Below are 25,249 nucleotides of genomic sequence, written 5' to 3'. Positions count from 1 at the left end.
AGAATGGTTGATTTAGAGTGGTGTGAAGTAGTATAAGGTAGGTATTTTTATAACAAAATGCATAATATAATACTTCAAGAATTGATTTTATATATAGACGGAAATAAATCAAGATTAAAATATTTGGTTGGTATGGTAATTAGTTTGCTGACGGGCAGCTCAATTTATCAAAAAGGTTTAGCACTTGGTATTTTAGGTGATGCTAAAGCGACGTCAAAAACTCATAGAATTTATCGTTTTTTAAAAGATTTTAATTTTGATTATATGAAGGTTGGCTATTTGCTATTAAGCTTTTTTGCTTCAAAAAATTATGTCGTAGCAATGGATAGGACAAGTTGGAAATTTGGTAAATCCGATATTAATATTTTATTTTTAGTAATGGTAATTGGTAAAATATCGGTGCCAATATTCTGGAAGACTTTGTCGCATGGTGGCGGGTGTTCTGCAGAATTTATGAAGGAATTTTTACAGAAATTTATTAATAATTTTGGCGTTGAAAGAATAAAATATTTGCTTGCTGATAGAGAATTTATGAATAAAGAATGGTTAGACTTTCTGATAAATAACCATCTAAAGTTTGTTATTCCATTAAAAATGGATCATAAAATTCGTCTTACAAAAGGTTTAAGAACTTTAACCATTGAAAGAATATTTAGTGATGTTAAAGCCTTAGAGTATAGGGCTTGTAGTGGTATATTATGGAATAGAAAGGTTAATTTTACCGCATATAGAAATGATAAGAGCGAGCTGATGGTTCTGGTGTCTTCAATTGAAATAGAGCAAGATATTTTTGCTTTATATAAATTTCGTTGGAGTGTTGAACGACTATTTTTGCACCTAAAAAGCGGTGGTTTTGATATTGAAAAAAGTCACATTGTAAAATTGGATAGATTTGAAAAATTATTAGTGATAACTGCTATTGCTTCAGCTTTAATAGTCAAAAATGGAATAATACAAAATGCCTTAAATCCCATCCGAATAAAACGGTACAAAACCATTGAAAGACAATTGTTTTCATTATTTACCTATGGCTTTGATCATATCAAAAATGCTTTTTATCAATCTACAACAGCCATAACGCAGCTAATATCCACATTATTAATACCTCCCAAACAAAAACTTTTTTCTATCCTAATACCATCTTTACAAAAATTGTAGGGTACTATGCTTTGACATAGGCAGCATAAATAAAAATCTTTAAAGGTACGGTAGTGACTCAAGTGAAACATTACTATAATAGTAATAATCTCTGAGAGTCCTATACTGCAAACTACTTTACGCTTACGGTTAGGATTTGGTAATATATATTTATTTTGCTCCGTATCAAAATGCTTGCAAAAATCATCAATTAAGCAGAAAATTTCCGTAAGAGGGATCATAATATATTCTCCAATTTTGTTGTTATTATTCGAGAACTTTATAATCCCTCCCTTCTTACTTTTCAAATATTCTTTCTAACAAACTGGTTTGAAAGAAGGTTTTATTTTTACCATAGCTCACCACCAACAGTTTGTTTATGTTATTACATAATGCTTAGCATTTTGTTTGGTGCTTACGTCAAACTCAGTTTATGCTACATCGAAACAGAAAAATGATTATAACGATGCGTTAGCAATATGCAAAGCGGCTCGTGATCCAGAATTAAAAACTGTGCTGCCAAAAAGCAAAGAGGAACAAGATATAAAATTTTTGCATAAAATTAGAAGTAATACGATCAGAGATCGTGTGCAAAAAACTAATTCTACAATATCAAGTTTATGTGAATATGGCTATAATACAAAATTAAGTAAAAATAAATTTTGCAAATCATGTAGGCTGGAGGTAGAGTTAGCGTATAGTAAAGGTTATATAAATTCTGGGATACGGTCAATTTTACTTTTAGAATGTAAAGAAATTGAGGATTTATGTGACAAAGAGAAAACTTTAGAAAAGCTGATTATCAGCAATAATAAGCAAAGTGAGAAAGCTACTAGGTTGCAGACAATTTTTGGCATTGGAGCAATCAATGCTAGTTGTTTGAGTGTAGCCCCAATGGAAAGTTATCCAACCCCGAGGGATTTTGCTGCTTCGCTTGGTTTGGTACCAAAGCAACATAGCTCAGGAGATAAGATAGTTTTAGGAGGGATTACCAAACAGGGAGATAGATATGCCAGAACTATGTTGATTCAAGCTGCAAGGACAATAGCAATAAGAGCAAAAAGTGGTAAGGAATCGAAAGATAAACTAGTGCAGTGGGCAGTGAAGAAATTTGCTGAAAATAAATCATATAATATTATATGTGTTGGTTTAGCAAATAAGTTAGCAAGGATTGCTTATGCAGTAGTCACCAATGGTAGCGAATATGTTGCAAATTAGTTTAGTTGAGAAAAAAGAAGAAACTATGTCAACTAAATAAAAATTGGTAATTGATAAATATTGCGAGTAAAGAATAGTAACAATAAAGAGAACGAAAGTTAAAGAGTTAATGAATAAGTATTCTGAATAAAATCCGTAATTATGTCGAGGCTCTAGAAGCCGTGGGAATGAGAGGTCACTCAAGGATATTTATAAGAATGCAGAAACCATTATGGCACTCGATGCCGAATATATGACCGCTTCCTTTGTGGCTCTATTTTTTTATTTTCTTTGTTGACAAATTCACTCGTCCATATATGACAACGGGAAGCGGGGGTGACACTACGTATAATTAAATTACAACCTCTCTAAATTAGTACTGTTTCAAATATAACACAATAGATAAGGATTTATCAAAAAAAATAGTCTAAGTAGCTTGTAATTAATTAGTTTTGCATATATAGTATTCTGCGTGCTAGATATTCTAAAAGGTTTTATATAGAATAGGTATGTCATTCCTGTAAAAGGCTGTCATCTACACGAAAAATGCGTCATTCCCACAAAAATGATGTCATTCCTGGCAACGGCGTGGAGCTAAAAAACCTTAGATTTCACATCGAAGCGGCAATGACATAAGATGAGGGAAAATGACCAAAGACTCGGGTAGGAAGGGCGTGATTAGAACACAAGAATGGCATAAGGTTTTGTGTCATCCCTGCGAAGGTAGGGGGGTCTTAGATTCCCGTCTACGCGGGAATGACATAAAAACCGATTTAGAAAATTAACTTAAATTAGGAAAAATTTATGAATAAAGAAAGAAAAAAAAGCAATTTTTTAAGAAGTTTGCTGACTACCGCTTCTGTTGCTTCGGTAATAGTTGGGGCAAGTAGTTCAGCGTTTGGTGTTGCGACTCCTAATGGTGTAATTACTAATGCTGCTCAAGTTGCAGTCAATATTGGTGACAATGCTGCTACAGGAAATTGGCATCGAATTGATAATAATGGTACGCTTATCGCTGGTCCTGTTGCCGTTGATGGACCAAGTCGTGAGCAAGCATTTACGTTTGGGCGTAATGGTACTACTGTTAAGATTAATGTTGATCGGACAGTTCGGGCAATAAGTGCTGGTGGTAAGAATGATAATACTGTACTTCTTAGTGCAAACTTGATTACTGGTTCTGTCGTTAATTTTGTTGGTGGTGGCGGTGGTGCTGCTAATAAGCATGTAGACTTTACTTTTGATGCAGCTGTTGATCGTAATGTCACTCTTACCTTAACCGGAGAGAGTGCAGTTGCTGGTACACATGGTTTTAATGCTGCTGTTAATGATTTTTCAGGTGTAAGAAATATTGATTTTGGTGTAGCTAACGCTTATGCTCGTACTTTACATATTGCTCCTACTACTTCAAGCGATATCGTTTTTGCTGATTTGGTAATACTTAATGGTCAAAATGCGACATTGGATATTACTAATATTGGGCATGTTACAACATTTAATAAAGCAGAAGTTGCCACAGCTAAGACAATTAATATTAATGATGGTAGTACTCTTCAATTTGACTCTAGTGTGACTGGTGGTAATGCATTAAATCTTCAACAAGCAAGAGATGATGTTATCAACTTTGGTGATACTGGTACTGGTAGATTGTTACTTACCTCTAAGGTTGGTGCTGCTACTAACTTTCAAGTTATGAATGGTTCACTTGGTGGGGCTATTGACGATTATGGTGTAATCCATTTTAAAACTACAGCAGTAGCTGGTACTCTTAGTGCAGTTAATAAAACCGTGATAGGTCGTGATGAAGATAATAGAGCCAAGAAACTCAAAGTTATTACGGTTGTTGGTAATAATGCAACAATTCAAGGTAAAGTATATACTAAGGAGCTTGAATTAAACGGTGGAATAAGTACTTTTACCGATGCAGTTTATGTTGGTAATGATGGAATCACGAATTTTACTGCTGCATCAACAGTAACTTTTAATGATGATGCTAATCTTGGTAAAGTAGACTTCCAGGCTAATAGTACAATTATCATAGGAGCTAACAAAAATCTTTCTGGGAATTTTTATGGTGATGCTAATAAAAGACTCAAAAACAAAATCGGAACACTAAGTTTTAGCGGTAATAGTGAATTTGATGGTACTGTAACTGACTTGGCTTTGATTGAGCATACGGCGGCTGGTACTTTGAAATTCACAAAAGCTGGTACTAATATTGTCACTAAAATACAGGGAGCAGTAGGTGGTGGTGGCAGCATATTTGATTTTGTTAACGATTATAAATTAATTGGTAATATTGAACGTGCTCGAACCTTAAATTTCGAAAACGCTGAAGTTGCTGGTAATATTACAGATGTTAATGGGATTAATATTGCACAGGATAAAACATTAATGGTAGGCGGTACTCATATTGAGGCTAATACTATCTTATTTGGTAATGCCAAAGGAACATTATCTCTTAATTCAGCAGGTAACGTACTCATTAAATCAGTGCAAATCGGTGAATCTGGTGGTAATATTGATGCAACTAAAATGGCAGATAAGAAAACTTTAACGATTATTGGTAATATAGGAACTGATCCTGCTATTGCTGGTAATATGCCTTTAGATAAAATATTACTGAGTGGACAAAATCTTAGTTTACAGCCTGCAAATGGAAAATCGGTTAATATTGCTGGAATGGAATTTAATGAAAAAGCTTCAACAATTGTTTTAAAAACTGTTGGTATTGATTATGCTTTGGGAGAATTGAAGAAGGCGAATAAAGCGAAAATTGAAATTTCTGAAGATGTCTCATTACTTAATACCAAAACAACCGGTGACGATAAGCTAGAGGAAATTAACTTTAAAGGAGATAAGACTTTAACTCTTAAAGGGGGTATGGATATTACTGTTGGCTCTATAACAACTCACAAGGATAATCAAGGTAAGATAATTTTTGATGAAACTAGTGCTTTGAAAGGAAATATAGGAACATATAGTAGGATTTTTAACGCACTTCAAGTAAATGATAGTGTTGAAGCAACTACCTCTGGTAAAGCCTACCTCACAGATATAGCCTTGGGGGATAGTTCTATATTAGTTGTAGATAATGACTATAAGGTTAAAAAATTTGCTGTTAAAACTGATGGTAGTGGAATACTAAGATTTACCAATAATGGTGCAGCAACATTCGAAACAAATACTATTACTGCTCCTGCTGGTCGTGTTCGTGCTCCTGTTGGTGTTAAGGCACTAGCGGCATTAGAGTTACAAGGCGATGGTAATGTTACATTAAAAGGTAATGGTCTTAAATTCAAAAAAATTGCTTTTAGCAAGGGTTCAACCTTAATTTTACCTAATGATATGAAACTTAGTGGGATAGAGGTTGAAAGTACTGTTGCAGATAAAAGACCTACAATTCGGTTAGCAAGTGCAATAAATCAAGATGAAATTATCTCAGGTCAAAATATTGGGAGCGGTGATCATCCTGTTAATTTAGCATTTACTGCAGATACTATTTTAGATGTTAAGAGTCAAAAAGCCTTTGTTGGTGTAACTACTGTAGTTAAAGAGAAAGGTACTGTTAACTATGATTTGGGTAAAGGAGTTGATGGTGCTATTTATGGTTTAGGTAGTGAGAATTACAACTTAAAACTAGTAAATTTAAAATCAAAAGTCACAAACTATGGCGATACCTTTGCTAATAAGGTTGTTGTTCATGATAATGTATATTATGCAGCTGGTGGAACAGTAGACGGGGCAATACAGCTTGGTCATACTGAGACTGACGCTGGTGGTGTTGCTTCTGTTGAATTCAGAGATAACGTTATTCTGAAAGCTGATATGACCAGTATGGGAGCTAAAAATACCATCGCCTTTGCAGGTAATGCTGAAATTAGTAGCAAGACTTTTGGTACAGCTAAAAATGCCTTTGAGACGATTAACTTTACTGGTGATAATACACATACTGCAACTTTGAAATCTTCTGATTTGCATGCGAAAAATATTAACTTTGGTAATGAAAATATTAAAATTGCTGCTAAAAAGGTAGCACTTCATGGTATTTCACAGAATAATGCAAATATTGATCTAGAATCTAATCAGTTGAGCCTCAAAAAATCTGGAACTTGGGGAGAAAAAACTAGTATTCATACTGATTTAACTGAAGAAGGTTCATTTGGTAATATAGTGCTTAAGGACAAAGTTACTGTTAATAGCGGTTTAGGAATTGTTGTTAGAATTTCTGACAAAGCTGACTTAGACAAGTTTAGTAACAAGAAATTTATACTTATAGATGGTAATAATAACTTAGTTCTAGAGGGTGGTGCAGTCAATCTAGTAAAAGACGGATTAATAAAAGATCGGGCATATATAGATTGGATTATTAAAACTGAAGGTGATCAATTAGTGTTTGAGCGTAAAGTTGATGTAAAAGCTGGTATTACAGAGGACATGAAAAAGGCTGGTGCTAGTTATCAATATTTAGCAAATATTGATAACTTTGTTAAGGCGAAAAAGTTTATGAATGACCTAAGCTTTATTTATCCAGACCAAGATAACCAGGATGACGAGGAAAAGCAATCAGAATGTCAGAAAAAACGTTTTGCTGCAATGAAAAAAATAGAGTCAAATGACAATGATAAAGTAACAGGTCAAGTTGCAAAGGTTGGTGAAATGTTTAATGCTGCTCTTCGTAACAGAATGTCTAATGTTGTAGTTGCTGCTGGTTCTGATGATTCTTCAATGGGTGCATGGGCTATGCCATATTATAGTCAAGCTACTCAGAATAAGAGCGGTGATGATGCTGGGTATGGAGTAAAATCTTTTGGTGGAGTCGTTGGTTTTGATACTTTAGTCAATGATGATCTAACGATTGGTGCTGCTGTTAGCTTTGTTAAGAGTGACATGAAGTACAAAGGTGATTACGCTGGAAAAACTGAAATAGGTACTTTCATGGGTTCTATTTATGCAGCACAATCACTTCCTCAAAACTTCTTTGTACAAGCTGTGGCTTCTTTAGGTTCAAGTAAAATTAAAGGTACTGATCCTAGAATAGTTTCTACTAAGACTCATTCTAGTGGTCAGGAAACTGCTAAAGCTGATTATGGTACTATGTCTTACGGCGGAGAGGTGTTATTTGGTTACAACGCTAAAATAGCTGACTCAGCATTACTAACTCCGATGGCTGGAATTCGTTATACAAGATTTAACGATGAAAGTTATAAGGAAGCTGGTACAACAAATCAAAATAAGATTGTTGGTGAGAGAAGTATTAATAACATTGAGGCTATAATTGGTGCTAAAGCTTCAACCTCTATAGATACTGATGGTGTTGTAGTGACTCCTGAATTACATGCTTTTGTTTCACAAAAGTTAGGTGCTAATTCGTTAGGAAAAGTTGATGTTAGATTAGAGGGTATGACTGATTCCTTTATTACTAAGTCTGAAAAAGCTGCAAAAACATCATTTAATGTTGGTTTAGGCGTTATTGCTAAAGCTGGTGTTATGGAGTATGGAGCTGGTTATGATGCATATTTAGCCAATAAATATGTTGGTCATCAAGGTACTTTAAAAGTTCGTGTAAACTTCTAAACTAATCATTTAAGTTTACTTATCTATTACTACAAAAAGGGCTTCCTTCTCCAAGAGGAAGCCTTTTTTGTTTATATTATTGTTCTTTATACTCGATAATCAAGTTTTTTTGCAGATTTGAATAAAATATAGGATCATGGTTGTCATCCCTGTGAAAGCAGGGATCTAAAAATACCCTAAGGTATTATAGATTCCGCACCGAAGCAGGGATGAAAAATTTTGCGTTTAAAGATAGATGTCGTGACTCGGATATATAGTCAATTCAGGAGAATTTGGGGCTAGGAACGATGGAGCGACGCCTATAAGTAATAGGCGAGCATTGAGCGACGACGTCACCAACTTCTCATCAATTGACTATAGCCCTCAAATCTTAAATAATACTGTTGTAAACATCTTGACAACTAATCTACTTTAAATATATAATTTTACTCACATTAGGGGTGCCATAGGAGACTAAGGCTGAGAGTTAATAAACAACCCTTTGAACCTGATATTGTTAATACAAACGGAGGGAAATGTGTACAGTATTGAAGAATTTTTTGGCTATATTGCCTTAATTACATCTCTAATAGGTCTATTGCCGCAGGTCTATAAAGCATATATAACAAAATCCACACATGATATATCTATGCTGATGCTAATAAATTACCTTATTTGCTCAGTTGCATGGATTGTTCATGGCTATTGCCAAGGTTCAATATTTGTCGTTCTTAGCAATGTTGCCGGACTCATAATCAGTATAATATCTATTATTCAAAAATGTTACTACGATGCAAGATAGATACAGAGCTTTTTATGAACATATAGATACCAGTCTATACCATTCTATATTGGCTTTAAATGGTGACTTGCCTGATAAGTCATTTTTTGACATTGGCTTGCCTATTATAGCTGCTGATGGAGCAATAAATTCTTTGTACAAGATGGGTATAATACCAAAAGTTGTGATTGGTGATTTAGATTCTGCAAAAGTCGATTTACTGTATACTACTGAAATGATTCGTGTACCAGATCAAAACAGCTGTGATTTTAAAAAATCTCTACAATATCTTGAGAATAAAAATCTGTTACCGGCTATAATTGTAGGAATGAGTGGAGGATATATTGATCATATATTAAATAATATTAGTATTTTTCTTAAAAATGGTAGCATTTTTTATGCCCCGTCTATTGTAGGGTACGTAATTAAGGCTGGAGAGAGTAGGGTTTTTACATTGTCTGTAGATACCAAAATCTCATTACTTGGATTTTCATCAGCACAAATTTCTACTAAAGGCTTAAAATGGGAATTAGAGCATTATCAGATGTCATTTCCAGGTACTAATTCTTCTTTTAATAGAACTATTTGCGAAACTGTTTCTATAGAGGTACATAGTGGTCTATCATTGGTAATGATTTATTTAGAAAAAATGAAAGATTACGGAAGTAATATTATATAGTCAATTAACCTGAATTGACTATAGTACCGACAAGAAAAACGAAAAATAGATTGCTTCGGAGGCTTATGCCCTCTCGCAATGAAGTTTGGGTAAAAGGTCATTGCGAGACCACATAGTGGTCGAAGCAATCCATTTCTAATCGCTTTTCTGGATTGGATTGCTTCGTTAAAGTAGCTCCTCGTAACGACGTATAAAATAATGATATTTAGGTTAGTATAAAAATAATAAAAATATTTTTCATAAAATGCTTAGTGCACATCATAATTAGTATATACTACGATGAGTTTGATAAATTATATTAATTAACCTGAGTTTGACGTAAGCACCAAACAAAATGCTAAGCATTATGTAATAACATAAACAAACTGTTGGTGGTGAGCTATGGTAAAAATAAAACCTTCTTTCAAACTAGTGTGTTAGGAGAAAGAATATTTGAAAAGTAAGAAGGGAGGGATTATAAAGTTCTCGAATAATAACAACAAAATTGGAGAATATATTATGATCCCTCTTACGGAGATTTTCTGCTTAATTGATGATTTTTGCAAGCATTTTGATACGGAGCAAAATAAATATATATTACCAAATCCTAACCGTAAGCGTAAAGTAGTTTGCAGTATAGGACTCTCAGAGATTATTACTATTATAGTAATGTTTCACTTGAGTCACTACCGTACCTTTAAAGATTTTTATTTATGCTGCCTATGTCAAAGTTATAGAAAGGAATTTCCAAAACTTGTGAGCTATAGTCGTTTTGTTCAGTTAATGCCAATGAGCTTCATGCCCATGGTATTACTGCTAAAAAGCCTATCAGGAAAACAAACTGGTCAATATTATATCGACTCTACTAAACTTCCTGCTTGCCATAATTTAAGAATTAATAGACATAAAGTATTCAAAGACATAGCAAAAAGAGGTAAGACTTCCACTGGGTGGTTCTTTGGTTGTAAGCTACATATTGTCATTAACAGTTGCGGAGAGATTATGAGTTTTTCTTTAACTCCAGGAAATGTTGATGATAGAGCAGTGGTAGAAAATTTAGTAGATAAATTACAAGGCTGGCTTTTTGGTGATCGTGGGTATATCGTATACTTGCAGCAAAACTGCGTAACACTATCTAATTTTTTTGCTAGTACGAATTTATTGTATAAATTTGGGTTTCTACTATGCAAATATCACCGATTAATAAAAACTAGTTGAAAAAGTACCAGTTATATTATAACATTTGAAATATTAATAATAATGATAATTAATCAAATGAAAAAACCAAAAGTAGCGACCTTAAGTGCTGAAGAACGAGAAGAACTAATACAACACGTCAAGGAAAGTTCATTAACGGGAGATGAACAGCAAACGATAGTAGAACTTGTGAAATTTTGTAATGAGCTAATAGACAAGCTAGCATCATCAAATATCAGTATAAATAAGCTTAAGGAAATGCTGATTGGTTTTAAGGCAGATAACAAAAAAAAGATAGTTCAGATTCATTAAAAGAACCGCCAAGTGAATCTGATAACGGGAATGGTGGTAATGAAGAAGAGTGCGATAAGCCCAAAAAGATAGATCGTAGTAATTGGCAAGGTAAATATGGGTTTGATGATTATAAGGATGCGAATACCAGCTATTTAACTCCTGAGAATTTTTGTAGTGGTGATAGCTGTCCTCACTGTTGTAATGGCAAACTATATAATAGTGAAGCTAGAAAATTGCTACAATTTACAGGTAATGCTCCAATTACAGTCAACAGATATGTAAAGAAAACGCTACGTTGTAATGCTTGTGATTATATAGTTATGAACAATAAAAATATCAACAAATGGACAAATAGTAGCAGAAGTGCAATAGTGTTACAAAAGACCTATGGCACTCCTTTCTACCGTTTATCTAGGCTGCAAAGTTTAAGTGGTGTTCCTGTGGCATATAGCTCGCTCTGGCAACAATATTTAGATGTTTGGCAAGAAGGTGGTGGAGCTGAAATTTACGGGGTATTATTGGAAATGGCTGCTGAATGTAGTTCACTGAACCTTGATGATACTAGAGCTAGGATTTTAGAAATTACTATAGCCAATAAGAAATTACGTACTCAAAATAAGAAAGGACGCAGCTGTTATACTACTACAATATGTGCTAAGACTGCAAATAATGAGGTGATAGTTTTATATTTTACCGGTAATAGGCATGGTGGAGAAAATATAGGTAACGTACTAAAGAATCGTAAGAATAGAACAGATTCTATCCAATTAATGACTGACGCAAGTAATAATAATAACCCGGTATTATCAGAAGCAGATCAAGAATTACTGGCAATAATAGTGATGATCAATTGTTTGTCACATGGTCAGAGAAAATTTACAGAGAATGAACTATATTACCCTGAAGAATGCGGATATTTTCTCAAACAAACACGAGGGATTTACCACAATGAACATCAATGTAAAGAGATGAGTCCTGAAGAAAAACTTTGGTATCATCAGGAACATAGCGGTAAATATATAGAAAACATATATAACAAAATAGACGAATTATTTAACGACAAGAAAGTTGAGCCTAATAGTAGGCTTGGACAAGCTATGAAATATTGGATAAATAATAAAGAAGGTTTGACTCAAAATGCCAGTTAGCAATCTTGATAATAATTGGGCTGAGAGATCACTGCGTACCATTATTTTACAAAGGAAGAATTCATTATTCTTTAAAACAATCAATAGTGCTGAGATACATAGTGGTCTGTATAGTATAGTAAAGACTTGTAGTGAGAACGAGATCAATGCCTTTAAATATTTAAATTGGCTACAAGAGCAGAGTAGCAAAGCAAAGAAGAGTCCTGCGAATTATACGCCTTTTGCCTATGCAAGATATATGAATAATACGGAATTAATCGAGACAGCAGCTTAAACGACAGGAAGCCAATCATTAGAGAATTTGGCAGAACTAGGATTACCATTATGAATAAGAATGTGTAAGGTTCTATAACAAATTTGATAAGATGAATTATCAGATGGGAAAAGTTTTGCGGTAAATTTACCTTTGGATAGGCGTTTAGAGCATAGCCAAAAGCCTTGACCGTCAAAGGACAAAATTTTAATGGCAGTTCTGTTTTTATTATAGAATAAAAACAAGGAACCATTAAGAGGGTCAGAAGAAAGTTTTTGTCTACAAACAGCGATTAAGCCATCGATACCCTTGCGAAAATCGATGGCAATAGTGGTAACAAAAATAACTGACGCCGGGGTTAGTTGCAACATAAAAATGTCTGAATTATGGTTTTTGGTTCTAGTGTTTGGATAATAAGTTTGGTACCATTTGGTTTAATAATGTGACAAGTATAGTGATTTTGTTTGGGGGCAGCTACAGGATCGGTATCTATAGAATATAATAGTTGAAATGGGAGAAAATTAATATTTTGTTGTAGAGCTTGATTTGAAGTTGAGACAGGAGAAGTTTTGAGGGTAGGCTCATGGGCTTTTTTAATTGAACTGATTGTTGCTTTATTAATATTAAGATGTTTAGCTATCTCTTGGTAAGAATAATGATGGAGTAATTGGTAAACTAATTCCTTTAGATGGTTTGGTATAGGATCAAACTTATTAGTTTTAGTTTGACGCCAGGCTTTAAATTGCTGAGCTACTTGCTCAATAGTAATTGATGGTATTTGCATAGTATGGAATCCAAATGTATAAAAAATTCATACTAGCAAAAACATTAGATAAAGTTATGCAGTTTTGCTGCAGGTATACGGTATATCAGTAAAAAACTCACTCAATCCCTTGCTAATCAAGGTTTAGAACTAATAACAAAAATTAAAAGTAATATGAAAGAAAGAATAATAGATCCTATTAAAAAGCGGTTTTTAAATAAAAGGTATATTATTGAAACCATTAACGATCAACTAAAAAACCTTTGTCATATAGACCATACAAGGCATAGATCTGTTATGAATTTTCAAACTAATGTATTATCTGGACTGCTTGCCTATGTTTTTAAGCTTAATAAAATTTCTGTAGCTTTTGGAAAATTAAACAATCTCAACCTTCCTCTTACATCAAACTGAGGTTAATTAGCATGAAAATTCTTGCAGGTCTTAGTCACAAAAAATTAGCTAGACATTTAGCTAAGGAGCTAAATTGTCAATATGTGGAAACTTACATTACAACTTTTGACGATAGTGAGACAAAAGTACAAATCCTTGAGGACGTACAAGGGTGTGATGTTGTTATAGTGCAATCTATTTCTAGACCAACTAATAACCACTTGATGGAGCTTTTATTATTAGTGGATACGGTGAAAAGGGCAGGAGCCTCAAAAGTGACTGCGGTTATACCCTATTTGGGCTATAGTCGCCAAGATCGTAGATATGATAATTTTTCTCCAGTCCCTGCTCGTTTGGTAGCAAATATGTTGGAAATTGCTGGGGTTGATCGCATAATAACTGTTGATTTGCATTCACAGCAATTAGAAGGATTTTTTAAAATTGCTATACAAAATCTTGAGCCAATCAGTTTATTTGCTCCGATTATTAAGAACTATAATAATGCTATTATTGTGTCTCCAGATATTGGTGGTTTTGTACGTATAGGTGCAGTTAATAAGCTTTTTAACATGAATATGGCGGTTATTAATAAAAGCAGGGATAGCAAGGATCAATGCCAAATGTCAGAAATAATAGGTAACGTTTCAGGCAAGCATTGTCTATTAATTGATGATATTGTTGATAGTGGTAAAACCCTTTGTAAGGGGGCTAAGCTATTAATGGCAGTAGGGGTATTATCTGTTGATGCTTTTGTAACTCACCCTGTGCTTTCTGGGGCGTCTAAGAAAAATATTGAGAATTCTGATATAATGAACATTTATATAACTGATACTATAGAAACTACTGATTTACCTTCTAAATTTCATATAATATCCGTTACTCCAATTATTGTAGCAGCATTACAACCTATGCAAGATTATGACAAAATTATGAGGATTTAGGATTTTATTATGCACAATGCTCGTTGTACTCTTGAAATAGATTTAGCAAAAATTCGTACTAATTATCGTATTATTTCTGAAATTTGCAAAAATTCAAAAATTGCTGCTGTGGTAAAGGCTAACAGCTATGGACTTGGAGCCGATATTATCGCACCAGCATTACAGATGGAGAATTGTCAGAATTTTTTTGTAAACTCAGTTAATGAGGGGGTAGAATTACGTAAAGTGTTAGGAGAAAAATCTAATATTTTTGTGTTTCATGGTGTATTTTACAATGATGTTGAGGAATTTGGCAATAGCAACTTAATTCCGGTACTTAATAGTTTACAACAAATTGCCATATGGCAAAAGTTTGCTGCTGAAAAACAACAAGTATTACGCTGTACAATCCATGTTGATACTGGTATGCATCGTTTGGGAATGGCTGACATAGAGATGCAACGTATCATAGATAACCCTAACCTATTATCTGGTCTTGAATTACAATATGTTATAAGTCATTTATCTGCCTCTGAAATAGCGGATAATCCTTATAATTTACAACAATTAACAAAATTTAGATATTATCTAAACTATTTACCAACAGCTAAAGCTAGCTTAGCTAATTCTAGTAGTATATTTCTAGGACAAGAATATCATTTTGACTTAATACGTCCTGGTGCGGCATTATATGGGATTAATCCTTTGGGAATTTCCTCGAAAAATCCGATGCATAACCCAATTAGGCTGACTGCTCCGATAATACAATTACAAGAATTACCGCCAGAAAATTATATTGGTTATAATATGATTTTTAAAACAAAGCGTAATAGATTGATTGCTACCTTGCCTCTTGGTTATGCTGATGGTTATTCTAGGGCTTTTAGCAATTGTGGAGAAGTTTGTATTGGTTCCTACTTAGCTCCTGTAGTTGGTAGAGTGTCGATGGACTTAATTACCATTGATGTTACTGAACTACCACCAAATGAAATATTTTTAGGGCAACAAGTGGAGATTATAGGGGATTATTGTACCCCAGATAAAATAGCTAGTGTAATAAACACCATTGGTTATGAAATTCTTACCATGCTCGGTGACAGATATAAGAGAGTATATAAAAATGATTATTAATATAGTTAATTTATTCGGCAAACATACTATTGCTTTCGCAAAAACTATAGGAGCTTTTTCTCTATTTACTATAGCGGTAGTTACTAGTATTTTTAGGCGTCCCTTATATGGCAACTTACTATTCAAGCAGTTGTTATCTATAGGCTTTTACTCCCTACCAGTTGTTGCGATGACTACCTTTTTTTCTGGGGCTGTACTGGCATTACAAAGTTATACAGGTTTTTCTCGTTTCTCGGCTGAAAGTTCAATAGCTACGGTGGTAATTCTGTCAATAACTAGAGAACTTGGACCAGTTCTTGCAGGTCTCATGGTGGCTGGTAGGGTTGGTGCATCAATTGCCGCTGAAATAGCTACAATGAGAGTGACGGAACAAATAGATGCTCTTTATACTTTGTCAACTGATCCAATAAAATATTTAGTTTTGCCAAGGGTGCTAGCTGCAGTTATTACCTTACCATGTTTAGTATTAATAGGTGATGTATTAGGAGTAATGGGTGGCTATTTGGTAAGTGTTTATAAGCTTAATTTTAATAGCTCTAGTTATATGGTAAATAGCTTTAAGTTTTTACAATCAATAGATGTTATTTCTGGGTTGGTAAAAGCAGTAGCTTTTGGTTTTATTATTTCAATAATAAGTTGCTATAGTGGATATTGCTCTGGAACAGGAGCAAAAGGAGTTGGAACTGCTACAACTTCGGCGGTAGTAAGTTCCTCGGTGCTGATTTTAATCAGTAATTACTTAATAACAGCATGTTTTTTTTAAAGTTATGAATAACCAATTAAAAATAAAAATACGTTCATTATATAAATCTTTCGGTAACCGAAAGGTACTTGATGGTATAGACTTGGATATAAAGCAGGATAGTTCGATAGTAATCCTTGGCGGTTCAGGAACTGGTAAATCAGTACTAATTAAGACGATAGTTGGGTTAATGCAGCCTGATAAAGGTAGTATAGTTGTTGATGGGGTAGAGACTGTCAATATCTCAAATAAAGATAGATTTAAAATGATGGAAACTATAGGCTTTCTATTCCAGGGGGGAGCTTTATTTGATTCTCTAACTGTTCAAGATAATATTACGTTTTTTGCTGAAAAATTGTATAAATTATCTCCCAAAAATAAACAAGAGTTAGCGGCATCTAAACTTAATTCGGTAGGTTTATCTAGTAAGATACTCAATCTTTATCCATCTGAACTTTCTGGGGGGATGCAGAAAAGAGTATCTTTAGCTAGGGCTATTTGTGGTAATCCTTTGATTCTTTTTCTTGATGAACCAACTACCGGTCTTGATCCTATCATGGCTAATGTTATTAATGAATTAATAATTAAAGTTCAAGAAGAGCTAAAAGCTACTACCATTACCATAACCCATGATATGAATAGTGCTTATATGATAGCTAAAGAGGTTGCTATGATTTATCAAGGGAAGATTTTATGGTTTGGAACAAAAGATGAGATAAAAAATAGTGATAATCCCTATTTGCAACAATTTGTTAATGGTTTAACTACTGGACCAATTGAGGTTTAGTATATGGGGGTAATGGAGTCAATCATTTAATTTGTGTGTGCGTCAAGATAAGGTGCATTAATCTTACGGGTGAAAGTCCTGTTATGGAAGGAGTAGCTAGCTCCACCATATAGCGAGTCTTGTGCTGCTGAAGGTAACGACAGTAGTAAAGCGTAGACAGCGAAACATCCGAGCCGAAACCAAATGGTGAACGTGATAGCCCTGAAATGATATTGGTAGTGGAAGTCGATGTGCTACACAACGCAGTAGACAAGAGAAAACTAGAGGTCAAACTAGCGAAAATCCGAAAGTTTTCAACCATCGGGGTCTCAGGCGTCAGCGAGTTTGTAGAGATTAATGACACAACTTGAGAAGTCCTTATAACTCTTACTGAGTTAAGTAAGTATTCAAAGTACAAGTGCCGAAACATAAGGCTTTGGAGATGGTGTTAAGGATGGCTGAGTCAGTTGTAGTAGTGATGAAGCTTCGTAATGGGAGTGGAGCGAAGGGCTGACAGAAAGGTAAGAACGTAAGAGGGAAACAATGACCGTACACAGCATAGACGGAAATACATGGTCAACGAAACTTGAGCGTATAAAGTTGCTATCATCACAAAATCAAGACATAAAGTTTAATAATCTTGGACATATTATTGATTTAAAGATGTTAGAAGAACAATATAAGGAACTTGATAGCAAGAAAGCTGTAGGAATAGATGGTATAACCAAAGCGGTTTATGGTAAGAAGTTGGAAGCAAATTTGCTCTCGCTCCTTACTAAAATTCGCAAGGGGCAATATCAAGCTAAACCTGCACGAATTACATTGATTCCAAAAGAAGATGGAGGCAAAAGACCTTTGGTAATATCATGCTTTGAAGACAAGATAATCGAGTCGGCAGTAAGCAAGATATTAAACTCAGTGTTCGAGCCAATATTCTTAAAATGTTCTTACGGGTTTCGACCTAAATTAAACGCCCATGATGCACTTAAGGAGTTGAATAGACTTACGTATAACTTCAATAAAGGAGCTGTAGTTGAAATTGATATAACTAAGTGCTTCAATTCAATCAAACATTCTGAGTTGATGGGATTCCTAAGAAAGAGAATATCTGACAAAAGATTCCTAAGACTAGTTATGAAACTGATGGAAACACCAATTATAGAAAACGGCATTACAGTTACTAACAAGGAAGGATGCCGCCAAGGGTCTAAAACATCACCAATTTTGGCAAATGTCTTCCTACATTATGTTATTGACTGTTGGTTTGCTAAAATCAGCAAGGAAAACATAAGAGGGCAAACTGGAATGGTGAGGTATTGTGACGATATGGTGTTCGTCTTTGAGAATGAAGAAGACGCGAGGAAGTTTTATGAGGTTTTGCCCAAAAGATTAAACAAGTATGGCTTGAACATCAATGAAGCTAAATCGCAGATGATTCAGTCCGGTAGATACCATGCTGAGGACTTAGCTAAGCAAGGTAAGAAGATCAAGAGTTATAATTTTCTTGGCTTTACTTGCTATTGGGGTAAATCAAGGTTTGGTAACATATGGAGATTAAAATATACCACAAGGAAAGATCGATTTACCGAGAAGCTTAAAGGGCTAAGAGAATATCTACGAAGTCACCTTAATGAGAGGGGCAAAGAACAGATATTATTGCAAGTCATTAGAGCTACAAAGGGGTGGATCAATTATCATGGTATATCAGATAATCAAAGACGAGTAAGTTCATTTATTCACCAAACTAGGCGAGCAATATATGGGTGGTTTAATAGAATGGGTGGGAAGCGTAAGATGAATTGGCAAAGATTAGCTGAAATACTCAAAAGGGTCGACTTTCCAAATAAGTGGAAGACCATTTCAATGTTCTAAAACCAACAAAAAAAAAATAGGGTACAAGCCTATCTTACCTTTCGGGAGCCGGATGCGGTAGCTCTGCATGTCCGGTTCTGAGGAGGGGCTTAACCAAGCAATTGGTTAGGTCTACTCACAAAGTTCATTTTTTATTTTCCAATAAATCATATTTAAAATCTCCACAAAGTATTTCAAATTGATTTAAAGCTAAAGACCAATCTTTAATAGGCATGGTCCATTTTTTGGCTGCATTTTATAAGGATAAAAATATTATTTTTTGAATTGACTTATCATCTGGAAACACCCCCTTATTTTTGATAATTTTTCTAATTTGACGATTTACAGATTCTATAGTGTTAGTAGTAAGGTGGTCCCCTTTGTCTAGACAAAAATTTAGATAAATAGAGATATAATTCACAAAAATTAAATTGTTGTTTTTATACAATATTTTTTTCAAAATATACACATTCTGGAGTTTTATAATCCAAAGCTTGATGCATCCTTTGTCTATTATAAAAGTCCATATATTCGTTAATTGCTGTCTTTGCCTCCTTTACTGTTGTTAAAATAATCCGATAAATTTTTTCCTGTTTTAATGATCGCCAAAAACGTTCAATAAAAATATTATCTAAGGCTCGTCCCTTACCATCCATACTAATCAAGATATTATGTAGCTTTAGCATACTAATAAAATTCTCCGAGGTAAATTGTACTCCTTGATCAGTATTAAATATTTTTGGCATACCATATTTTTCTATAGCGTCTTCAAGGGCTGTTACACAAAATTCACTTTCCAAACTAATGGAGATTCGCCAACTTAGAATATAACGACTATACCAGTCAATAATAGCTACTAAATATACGAACCCTTGGCTCAGTCTTATATACGTTATATCTGCACTCCAAACCTGGTTTGGCAATACTATTTCTAATCCTTTTAGTAAATAAGGATATATTTTATGCGCTTGATTCCTCTTGCTTAAATTTATTTTAGGATAAACAGCTTCAAGACCCATTATCTTGTAGTAACGTCTAACAGCTTTACGACCTACCGAAAAACCTTGGGCTTGTAAATATTTAGCCATCCGCCGCATACCATAATATGGATGCATAGTATAGGTCTCATCAATTATTGCCATAATCTTGATATCTTGTTCACTAATACCAGTAGGTTGATAGTAATAGGTTGACCTGCTAATATCCAATAACTTACACTGTTGTACAATTGTTAACTTATTATGATTAGGCTCTATCATATTACACCTAACCTTTAATTCCAAACAATGCAGATTTTTTTTTGAGCCAGTCACACTCAACGCTTAACTGACCAATTTGCTCATATAGATTCTTGATTAACCCCTGCTGATTTGGATCAGCACTCTGTGTTTTATTCTTAAAACCTTGTACTAACAACTCAAGACCTTGTTTTTTCCAGTTGCTGATCTGTGTTGCATGAACACCATACTTACTGGTTATCTGGGCTATTGTTAGCTCTCCCTTAATTGCTTCTATGACAATTTTGGCTTTCTCCTCAGCACTATATTGCCTTACTTGTTTTTTCATCTCTAGCTCTCCTTGTTTGCTAAAGAATTCTATCTCATTTTTCTTATTTTTCTGTCCAAAATATTGGGACCATTATAAAATATCCGGTAATTTCTGATATTTGGCAACGTAATTGGTCTGGGATAATACCGTTTTTTGCCTTTCCTGAAGAGAACAGAAAGGTAATTTATACTACTAACACTATAGAATCTGTAAATCGTCAAATTAGAAAAATTATCAAAAATAAGGGGGTGTTTCCAGATGATAAGTCAATTCAAAAAATAATATTTTTATCCCTACAAAATGCAGCCAAAAAATGGACCATGCCTATTAAAGATTGGTCTTTAGCTTTAAATCAATTTGAAATACTTTGTGGAGATTTTAAATATGATTTATTGGAAAATAAAAAATGAACTTACACAAATTAAATGATTGACTCTTATTTACCTATGGCTTTGATCATATCAAAAATGCTTTTTATCAATCTACAACAGCCATAACGCAGCTAATATCCACATTATTAATACCTCCCAAACAAAAACTTTTTTCTATCCTAATACCATCTTTACAAAAATTGTAGGGTACTATGGGATTATACTCTCCTTCCCGATCTCTTGGTACTTCTACTGTCAGCTTACGACCATCCCCATCAATTACTGTCTTCTCATAGCTACCATTACGACGATTATTATCTACTTTTGGCATCTTGCTATGTTTTGAATATCCTAATTCATGATCCAACTCACTTGCTAATATTTTCTCAACTATTTGCTTCTTTAGCTGTTGAAATAAACCATCTCGACCAAATAACTCCGATGGATCTGCTTTTGATAATAATTCTTCTACTAGCTGATTACTGATGTTTAATGTATCTTTATCTGTATCTAATTTTTTAGCCATAATTCCTCCTTGCTTGCTTAAGTTACTTTTTTTACAGTAATCTCTTACTGCTTTCTTTGCAACTTACACAAACTATAGGACAGACTCTTTTTTTTCACTATAGATTTTCCTGCTAACAATTGATCTAACTCTTGTTGCATCTCATCTGAGAGCAGTATATGATCAATCCAATCAGTCCCGCCACTATCAATCCAATAATGATCAAGCTTGCCTTTACTTGCCAAACATTGCATAATCGACCATGGATTATAAATGACTTCTCCACCAAAATTATAGCCATTATACCAATTTTTAATTTCTTCTGGCTTTGTAGTGGTTGGTACTTTAGTTAATAGTTCATCAACTTCTGCTTGAGTAAATCCGTAACTGCTAGAAAATCTTTCATCTAGTAAACTACATTCAGTTAAATTATTCAAATCTGAAAACAAATTAGCCTTATCAATCCGTAATATGCCGGTAATAACACCTTTTTGTAATGAATCATTGGTTTTAAGACTATTGCCAAATATTGCCCGGAATAGAGATAATACTTCCTCAAATTCTTCTGAATTATTGCCAAATTTCATATATGCACTATTAATTGGCGTATCATACTCGTCAATTAGTATATAGACCTTTTGATTGAAATATTTGAAAAGTAAATCGCTTAAAAATTTTAAACTATTCTCAAGATCTACTTTGTTAATCTTTCCAGAAAAATATCTAGTTAATTGCTCTTTTTCCGCTTCTTCCAATAAATGTTCTGTTTCACTTACATAACGTTTTAAATAACGATAATTGCTAAATAACTTAATTATTTGATAGCTGATTTTACTTTCAATCTCCTCATAACTACTGCCCCTAACGCCCTTGAAACTTATAATAATAACTGGGAATTGACCTTGACGTTTCATAGAGTTTTCTACATTAGCAATTTTCAATGGCTTTAGTTCTTTAGTTTCATCAAAACCCAAATCCACCTCTCCTCCACTAAACAACTTATAATTAACTCTTTGTTCTTGCGGCAAGGGTATCCCATGCTCATCCACCTCTATCTCAAAGAATCTCCGAACCATATCCATATTCAGGCTTTTCCCCCACCGCCTTGGGCGGGTGATTAAGGTGACTTTACCACTATCTTCTAACAACTCCTTGATCATCAGACTTTTGTCAACAAATATGTCGCTATTAAGCAACAAATCGTAGAAGTCATCGGTACCAACAAACATTCTTGGTTGGTAATTAATATTATTTTTATTTTTTCTTCTATCATTGTTTTCACCTGTTCCTTCCAACTATAATATCCATTATACTACTTTTTTATTCTCCACTAATAGCTAATTAGTAAATTTTTTATAATTTTTTGTTTTTATAAACTCATAAGTAAACTAACACAAAAATAGTAACAAAATTGGTATTTTTGTCTTGATGACACATAGATGAAACCATATAGTTATCTATACTAAATTCTTATAGATTGCTTTGTCGCTACTAAAGTAGCTCTGAGCCATGACGCTTAGCAGTCAGCTTTTTTATTCATCATAAGGAAATAAATAAAAAATTGTAGGGTATGAACTCCACCTTTGCTATATGTCTTACATAATAGCCATAAAACTGGCATCTTCTAGCCATAAAATTTTGCAAATAATTTCATTGTCAGGATACAACTTGGCTAATAGATGTCGGTAAAAATTCAATTGATCGATATAAGATTCCTTAACTAGTTGACAATTTTTAGGTGGATTAGCATCGGATTTATAATCAATAATGGTTAACTTTCCCTTATCGATGGCAAGTAAATCAATCCTTCCTATCTTAACACCATCATTTAGATTTATCCCTATCGGTACTTCGGTTTTTAGCTCTTGAGAAATAAGTGCCATAAATTCTAGATTATTCAGTAACTTGTCAATATTTTTGTGAATTTTTTCTTGTAACATTGTTGGTAATTTACCAATAAATGGGTGGGTGTTCATACTAGAAAAATCATTAATCTTTACGGCATCTTCTAGAATCTTATGAAATATTCTACCATATTCCAAATGATCATTAACTATAAGAGGAGAATTGACCGAATAATTTTGTTTGGTATCTTTGGTGATTTTATTAATAAGAAAAAGATTTGGTAGCCATTTAATGTCATTCTCGTGTGGGTGCATTGGTGTTCTGATGAATTTACACATATAAGCTCCTACCTATCATTGTTTTAGCCTCTTATACCCATTCTGACTTATAGTCAATTCAATTCAGGAGAATTTGGGGCTAGGAACATTGAGCGACAACGTCCCCCAACTTCTCATCAATTGACTATAGCTCAAAATATAATTAATTAGTTATCGTAGGCAGTATCCTCTATTGGATTTCCTAAACTGTGGAAACCATATGTCTCTTCTTTTGTTATTATAGTAGGTCCTTTCTTTATTAAATCTATAATATAATAAGTGGCACTGCCAAATATAAAAACATAAACTATCACAAAGGCAATTAATGAAGTAAAGATATATTGCCCTAGTATTGGTGAAGATGCTTCAGATGTTCTGATTATATTATATACTATATAAGGTTGCCTACCAATTTCCGTAACAAACCATCCGGATAGCACGGCTACAAAGCCAGTTGGCGTCATCAACATACACCAATATTGGAACCATTTAGTATCAAACAATCTTTTACGTAAATATAAGACTACGGCAATTACCCCAGTAATTATCATTAACATACCGATTCCTACCATTATTCGGAAACATAAAAATACTATTAATACCGGGGGGCGATTTTCTTTTGACCATTCTTTTAGCCCTTGTACTTCTCCATCTAAGCTATGGGTCAGTATTAAACTAGCAATTTTTGGAATATCTATCGTATATTTTGTTGTCTCTTCTTGAGCTGATGGCCAGCCAAAGACCCTAAGGGCAGCACCTTTTTCTGTATCCCAAATACCTTCCATAGCAGCAATTTTTGCAGGCTGATGTTCTAGAGTATTTAACCCGTGTTGGTCACCAATAAAAAGCTGTATTGGAGCAACAAATACTGCCATCAACATTGCCATACCAAACATGATTTTAGCATGGGCAACAAATTTTTTCTGTACAAGATACCAAGCAGCGATGCCACCAATGACAAAGGCTGTAGTTAAGTATGATGCAACAATCATATGGCAGAAACGATATGGAAATGAAGGATTAAAAATAATTTCTAACCAATTTATCGGATATAAAATATTATCGGCTCGTACTTCATAACCACTAGGAGTTTGCATCCAGCTATTAGCTGACAGAATCCAAAAGGCAGAGATAATTGTACCAATTGCCACGATTAAAGTAGCAGCAAAATGCATTTTTTTACTAACTTTATTCCAACCAAACAACATTACTCCAAGAAAAGATGATTCCAAAAAGAAGGCAGTAAGCACTTCAAAACCGAGAAGTGGTCCAAGTACATTACCTACCTTATAAGAGAAACCTGACCAATTAGTACCAATTTGGTAAGACAGAACAACGCCGGATACTACCCCCATACCAAAGGTAATAGCAAAAATCTTAATCCAAAATTTATATATTTCTTGGTAAATATTATTGCCAGTTTTGAGCCATAACCCTTCTACTACAGCCAGCCAGCTAGCAAGACCAATTGTGAAAGACGGGAAAATTATATGGAAGCTTATAGTAAAAGCAAATTGTATACGAGATAGTAGATTAGGATCAAATTCCATATTATAAATTAGTTGATTTTGTTGCTATTTTTATCTTTCATTCTAACATATACTATTTGTATAGTATACTCAAATAATTTGGGAAATAAGAACAATAAATAATAGGTAGGCGAGTTTTAGGCAAGAGATATATTCAAATTTCCTTCAAACAACCTACTATTTATAAGCTCTGCAAAAAACTTGATTATCGAGTAACAGATGCAAGAAGAGTAGCTTGTACTACTGACTCTGCTGTAATTTTACGTTCTCTTATTATCATTTTCTGTTCTTTAGCAAGTTTTTTTAATTGAGCTGGTATTAAAAAACCTTTTATTTTTTTGACTATTTCT

Annotated in this window: 23 protein-coding genes, 3 pseudogenes and 1 riboswitch; of the genes and pseudogenes, 16 read left to right on the top strand and 10 right to left on the bottom strand. The window is 33.9% G+C overall.

What is annotated here, in order from left to right; translation table 11 throughout:
- Positions 1–57: 57 nt before the first annotated feature.
- Entirely contained in the window at positions 58–1,158 is a 1,101-nt protein-coding gene (locus NBW66_RS10250; RefSeq protein ID WP_250310912.1) for a transposase, read from the top strand.
- A gap of 8 nt (positions 1,159–1,166) precedes the next feature.
- On the opposite strand, the pseudogene NBW66_RS10245 reads toward NBW66_RS10250, so the two are convergent.
- Positions 1,167–1,379 (bottom strand): annotated as a pseudogene (locus tag NBW66_RS10245) (IS982 family transposase); the annotation flags it as partial.
- 169 nt (positions 1,380–1,548) lie between these two features.
- On the opposite strand from NBW66_RS10245, the gene NBW66_RS10240 reads away from it, so the two are divergent.
- The 8 genes and pseudogenes from NBW66_RS10240 to NBW66_RS14625 all read left to right on the top strand — a co-directional run bounded on the left by NBW66_RS10240 (position 1,549) and on the right by NBW66_RS14625 (position 12,239).
- Complete coding sequence (locus NBW66_RS10240) at positions 1,549–2,355, top strand: IS110 family RNA-guided transposase (protein WP_250312187.1); 807 nt, start codon at positions 1,549–1,551, stop codon at positions 2,353–2,355.
- Between the two features lie 783 nt (positions 2,356–3,138).
- Positions 3,139–7,908 carry an autotransporter outer membrane beta-barrel domain-containing protein gene (locus NBW66_RS10235; protein ID WP_250310910.1) on the top strand — a complete coding sequence of 1,590 codons (4,770 nt, stop codon included), beginning with the start codon at positions 3,139–3,141 and terminating at the stop codon, positions 7,906–7,908.
- 426 nt (positions 7,909–8,334) lie between these two features.
- A riboswitch (TPP riboswitch) is annotated at positions 8,335–8,439 on the top strand.
- Positions 8,426–8,689: a SemiSWEET family sugar transporter gene (locus tag NBW66_RS10230; RefSeq protein ID WP_250310909.1), complete on the top strand. Its 264-nt coding sequence runs from the start codon at positions 8,426–8,428 to the stop codon at positions 8,687–8,689. (Overlaps the previous riboswitch by 14 nt.)
- The gene (locus NBW66_RS10225) at positions 8,679–9,347 is read left to right on the top strand and encodes a thiamine diphosphokinase (protein WP_250310908.1); all 669 of its coding nucleotides are present in this window, start codon (positions 8,679–8,681) and stop codon (positions 9,345–9,347) included. The genes NBW66_RS10230 and NBW66_RS10225 overlap by 11 nt, the downstream gene beginning before the upstream one ends.
- 498 nt (positions 9,348–9,845) lie before the next feature.
- A pseudogene (locus tag NBW66_RS10220) lies at positions 9,846–10,430 on the top strand (IS982 family transposase); the annotation flags it as partial.
- Between the two features lie 171 nt (positions 10,431–10,601).
- Positions 10,602–10,835 carry a hypothetical protein gene (locus NBW66_RS10215; protein WP_250310741.1) on the top strand — a complete coding sequence of 78 codons (234 nt, stop codon included), beginning with the start codon at positions 10,602–10,604 and terminating at the stop codon, positions 10,833–10,835.
- Positions 10,836–11,137: 302 nt separating this feature from the next.
- The gene (locus tag NBW66_RS10210; protein ID WP_250311243.1) at positions 11,138–11,965 is read left to right on the top strand and encodes an IS66 family transposase; all 828 of its coding nucleotides are present in this window, start codon (positions 11,138–11,140) and stop codon (positions 11,963–11,965) included.
- On the top strand, positions 11,955–12,239 hold the full coding sequence (locus NBW66_RS14625; RefSeq protein ID WP_250311030.1) for an IS66 family transposase: 285 nt from the start codon (positions 11,955–11,957) through the stop codon (positions 12,237–12,239). The genes NBW66_RS10210 and NBW66_RS14625 overlap by 11 nt, the downstream gene beginning before the upstream one ends.
- Here NBW66_RS14625 and tnpB read toward each other — a convergent pair.
- Both tnpB and NBW66_RS10200 read right to left on the bottom strand, forming a co-directional pair.
- Positions 12,236–12,589, bottom strand: a complete 354-nt coding sequence (gene tnpB / locus NBW66_RS10205; RefSeq protein WP_250310638.1) for an IS66 family insertion sequence element accessory protein TnpB — start codon at positions 12,587–12,589, stop codon at positions 12,236–12,238. The genes NBW66_RS14625 and tnpB overlap by 4 nt on opposite strands.
- The gene (locus tag NBW66_RS10200; RefSeq protein ID WP_250310639.1) at positions 12,577–13,002 is read right to left on the bottom strand and encodes a hypothetical protein; all 426 of its coding nucleotides are present in this window, start codon (positions 13,000–13,002) and stop codon (positions 12,577–12,579) included. The genes tnpB and NBW66_RS10200 overlap by 13 nt, the downstream gene beginning before the upstream one ends.
- A gap of 81 nt (positions 13,003–13,083) precedes the next feature.
- Here NBW66_RS10200 and NBW66_RS10195 point away from each other — a divergent pair.
- The 6 genes and pseudogenes from NBW66_RS10195 to NBW66_RS10170 all read left to right on the top strand — a co-directional run.
- Positions 13,084–13,395, top strand: a pseudogene (locus tag NBW66_RS10195) (transposase); the annotation flags it as partial.
- Between the two features lie 11 nt (positions 13,396–13,406).
- A complete protein-coding gene (locus NBW66_RS10190) occupies positions 13,407–14,315 on the top strand; it encodes a ribose-phosphate diphosphokinase (RefSeq protein WP_250310906.1) in 909 nt (302 codons plus the stop codon).
- A gap of 9 nt (positions 14,316–14,324) precedes the next feature.
- Positions 14,325–15,425 (top strand): alanine racemase, encoded by a 1,101-nt coding sequence (locus tag NBW66_RS10185; protein WP_250310905.1) that lies wholly within the window; start codon positions 14,325–14,327, stop codon positions 15,423–15,425.
- A complete protein-coding gene (locus NBW66_RS10180; RefSeq protein ID WP_250312185.1) occupies positions 15,415–16,188 on the top strand; it encodes an MlaE family ABC transporter permease in 774 nt (257 codons plus the stop codon). The genes NBW66_RS10185 and NBW66_RS10180 overlap by 11 nt, the downstream gene beginning before the upstream one ends.
- 4 nt (positions 16,189–16,192) lie before the next feature.
- On the top strand, positions 16,193–16,954 hold the full coding sequence (locus NBW66_RS10175) for an ABC transporter ATP-binding protein (protein ID WP_250310904.1): 762 nt from the start codon (positions 16,193–16,195) through the stop codon (positions 16,952–16,954).
- A 522-nt stretch (positions 16,955–17,476) separates the two neighbouring features.
- The gene (locus NBW66_RS10170; protein ID WP_250310618.1) at positions 17,477–18,805 is read left to right on the top strand and encodes a reverse transcriptase domain-containing protein; all 1,329 of its coding nucleotides are present in this window, start codon (positions 17,477–17,479) and stop codon (positions 18,803–18,805) included.
- A gap of 235 nt (positions 18,806–19,040) precedes the next feature.
- On the opposite strand, the gene NBW66_RS10165 is transcribed toward NBW66_RS10170, so the two are convergent.
- Genes NBW66_RS10165 through NBW66_RS15320 form a run of 3 tightly spaced genes read right to left on the bottom strand, consistent with a single transcriptional unit; the run spans position 19,041 to position 20,350 of the window.
- Positions 19,041–19,205 (bottom strand): transposase, encoded by a 165-nt coding sequence (locus NBW66_RS10165; RefSeq protein WP_250310903.1) that lies wholly within the window; start codon positions 19,203–19,205, stop codon positions 19,041–19,043.
- A gap of 19 nt (positions 19,206–19,224) precedes the next feature.
- On the bottom strand, positions 19,225–20,043 hold the full coding sequence (locus NBW66_RS10160) for an IS3 family transposase (RefSeq protein WP_250310664.1): 819 nt from the start codon (positions 20,041–20,043) through the stop codon (positions 19,225–19,227).
- A gap of 7 nt (positions 20,044–20,050) precedes the next feature.
- Positions 20,051–20,350 (bottom strand): transposase, encoded by a 300-nt coding sequence (locus NBW66_RS15320; RefSeq protein WP_094649795.1) that lies wholly within the window; start codon positions 20,348–20,350, stop codon positions 20,051–20,053.
- Positions 20,351–20,376: 26 nt separating this feature from the next.
- Between NBW66_RS15320 and NBW66_RS10150 the strand changes: the two genes are divergently transcribed.
- Positions 20,377–20,742 carry a transposase gene (locus tag NBW66_RS10150; protein WP_284346754.1) on the top strand — a complete coding sequence of 122 codons (366 nt, stop codon included), beginning with the start codon at positions 20,377–20,379 and terminating at the stop codon, positions 20,740–20,742.
- 67 nt (positions 20,743–20,809) lie between these two features.
- Here NBW66_RS10150 and NBW66_RS10145 read toward each other — a convergent pair whose 3' ends face one another.
- The 4 genes from NBW66_RS10145 to NBW66_RS10130 all read right to left on the bottom strand — a co-directional run bounded on the left by NBW66_RS10145 (position 20,810) and on the right by NBW66_RS10130 (position 24,920).
- Entirely contained in the window at positions 20,810–21,229 is a 420-nt protein-coding gene (locus NBW66_RS10145) for a transposase (protein WP_250310902.1), read from the bottom strand.
- A gap of 44 nt (positions 21,230–21,273) precedes the next feature.
- The gene (locus tag NBW66_RS10140; RefSeq protein ID WP_250310901.1) at positions 21,274–22,503 is read right to left on the bottom strand and encodes an AAA family ATPase; all 1,230 of its coding nucleotides are present in this window, start codon (positions 22,501–22,503) and stop codon (positions 21,274–21,276) included.
- A gap of 300 nt (positions 22,504–22,803) precedes the next feature.
- Entirely contained in the window at positions 22,804–23,367 is a 564-nt protein-coding gene (locus NBW66_RS10135; protein ID WP_250310900.1) for a PD-(D/E)XK nuclease family protein, read from the bottom strand.
- A 170-nt stretch (positions 23,368–23,537) separates the two neighbouring features.
- A complete protein-coding gene (locus NBW66_RS10130; RefSeq protein ID WP_250310899.1) occupies positions 23,538–24,920 on the bottom strand; it encodes a cytochrome ubiquinol oxidase subunit I in 1,383 nt (460 codons plus the stop codon).
- Positions 24,921–25,249 lie beyond the last annotated feature (329 nt).

The sequence above is a fragment of the Rickettsia endosymbiont of Oedothorax gibbosus genome (assembly GCF_936269705.1).
Classification (GTDB): domain Bacteria; phylum Pseudomonadota; class Alphaproteobacteria; order Rickettsiales; family Rickettsiaceae; genus Tisiphia.
The sequence above is the reverse complement of the archived record's forward strand: the minus strand, read 5'-3'. Positions and strand labels throughout refer to the sequence as shown.

What these genes read in the sequence shown, in the direction of transcription:
- NBW66_RS10250 (WP_250310912.1), top strand. Translation starts at nt 58, where the DNA reads ATGCATAATATAATACTTCAAGAATTGATTTTATATATAGACGGAAAT.
- NBW66_RS10235 (WP_250310910.1), top strand. Translation starts at nt 3,139, where the DNA reads ATGAATAAAGAAAGAAAAAAAAGCAATTTTTTAAGAAGTTTGCTGACT.
- NBW66_RS10225 (WP_250310908.1), top strand. Translation starts at nt 8,679, where the DNA reads ATGCAAGATAGATACAGAGCTTTTTATGAACATATAGATACCAGTCTA.
- NBW66_RS10215 (WP_250310741.1), top strand. Translation starts at nt 10,602, where the DNA reads ATGAAAAAACCAAAAGTAGCGACCTTAAGTGCTGAAGAACGAGAAGAA.
- NBW66_RS10210 (WP_250311243.1), top strand. Translation starts at nt 11,138, where the DNA reads ATGAACAATAAAAATATCAACAAATGGACAAATAGTAGCAGAAGTGCA.
- NBW66_RS14625 (WP_250311030.1), top strand. Translation starts at nt 11,955, where the DNA reads ATGCCAGTTAGCAATCTTGATAATAATTGGGCTGAGAGATCACTGCGT.
- tnpB (WP_250310638.1), bottom strand. Translation starts at nt 12,589, where the DNA reads ATGTTGCAACTAACCCCGGCGTCAGTTATTTTTGTTACCACTATTGCC.
- NBW66_RS10200 (WP_250310639.1), bottom strand. Translation starts at nt 13,002, where the DNA reads ATGCAAATACCATCAATTACTATTGAGCAAGTAGCTCAGCAATTTAAA.
- NBW66_RS10190 (WP_250310906.1), top strand. Translation starts at nt 13,407, where the DNA reads ATGAAAATTCTTGCAGGTCTTAGTCACAAAAAATTAGCTAGACATTTA.
- NBW66_RS10185 (WP_250310905.1), top strand. Translation starts at nt 14,325, where the DNA reads ATGCACAATGCTCGTTGTACTCTTGAAATAGATTTAGCAAAAATTCGT.
- NBW66_RS10180 (WP_250312185.1), top strand. Translation starts at nt 15,415, where the DNA reads ATGATTATTAATATAGTTAATTTATTCGGCAAACATACTATTGCTTTC.
- NBW66_RS10175 (WP_250310904.1), top strand. Translation starts at nt 16,193, where the DNA reads ATGAATAACCAATTAAAAATAAAAATACGTTCATTATATAAATCTTTC.
- NBW66_RS10170 (WP_250310618.1), top strand. Translation starts at nt 17,477, where the DNA reads ATGACCGTACACAGCATAGACGGAAATACATGGTCAACGAAACTTGAG.
- NBW66_RS10160 (WP_250310664.1), bottom strand. Translation starts at nt 20,043, where the DNA reads ATGATAGAGCCTAATCATAATAAGTTAACAATTGTACAACAGTGTAAG.
- NBW66_RS15320 (WP_094649795.1), bottom strand. Translation starts at nt 20,350, where the DNA reads ATGAAAAAACAAGTAAGGCAATATAGTGCTGAGGAGAAAGCCAAAATT.
- NBW66_RS10145 (WP_250310902.1), bottom strand. Translation starts at nt 21,229, where the DNA reads ATGGCTAAAAAATTAGATACAGATAAAGATACATTAAACATCAGTAAT.
- NBW66_RS10135 (WP_250310900.1), bottom strand. Translation starts at nt 23,367, where the DNA reads ATGCACCCACACGAGAATGACATTAAATGGCTACCAAATCTTTTTCTT.
- NBW66_RS10130 (WP_250310899.1), bottom strand. Translation starts at nt 24,920, where the DNA reads ATGGAATTTGATCCTAATCTACTATCTCGTATACAATTTGCTTTTACT.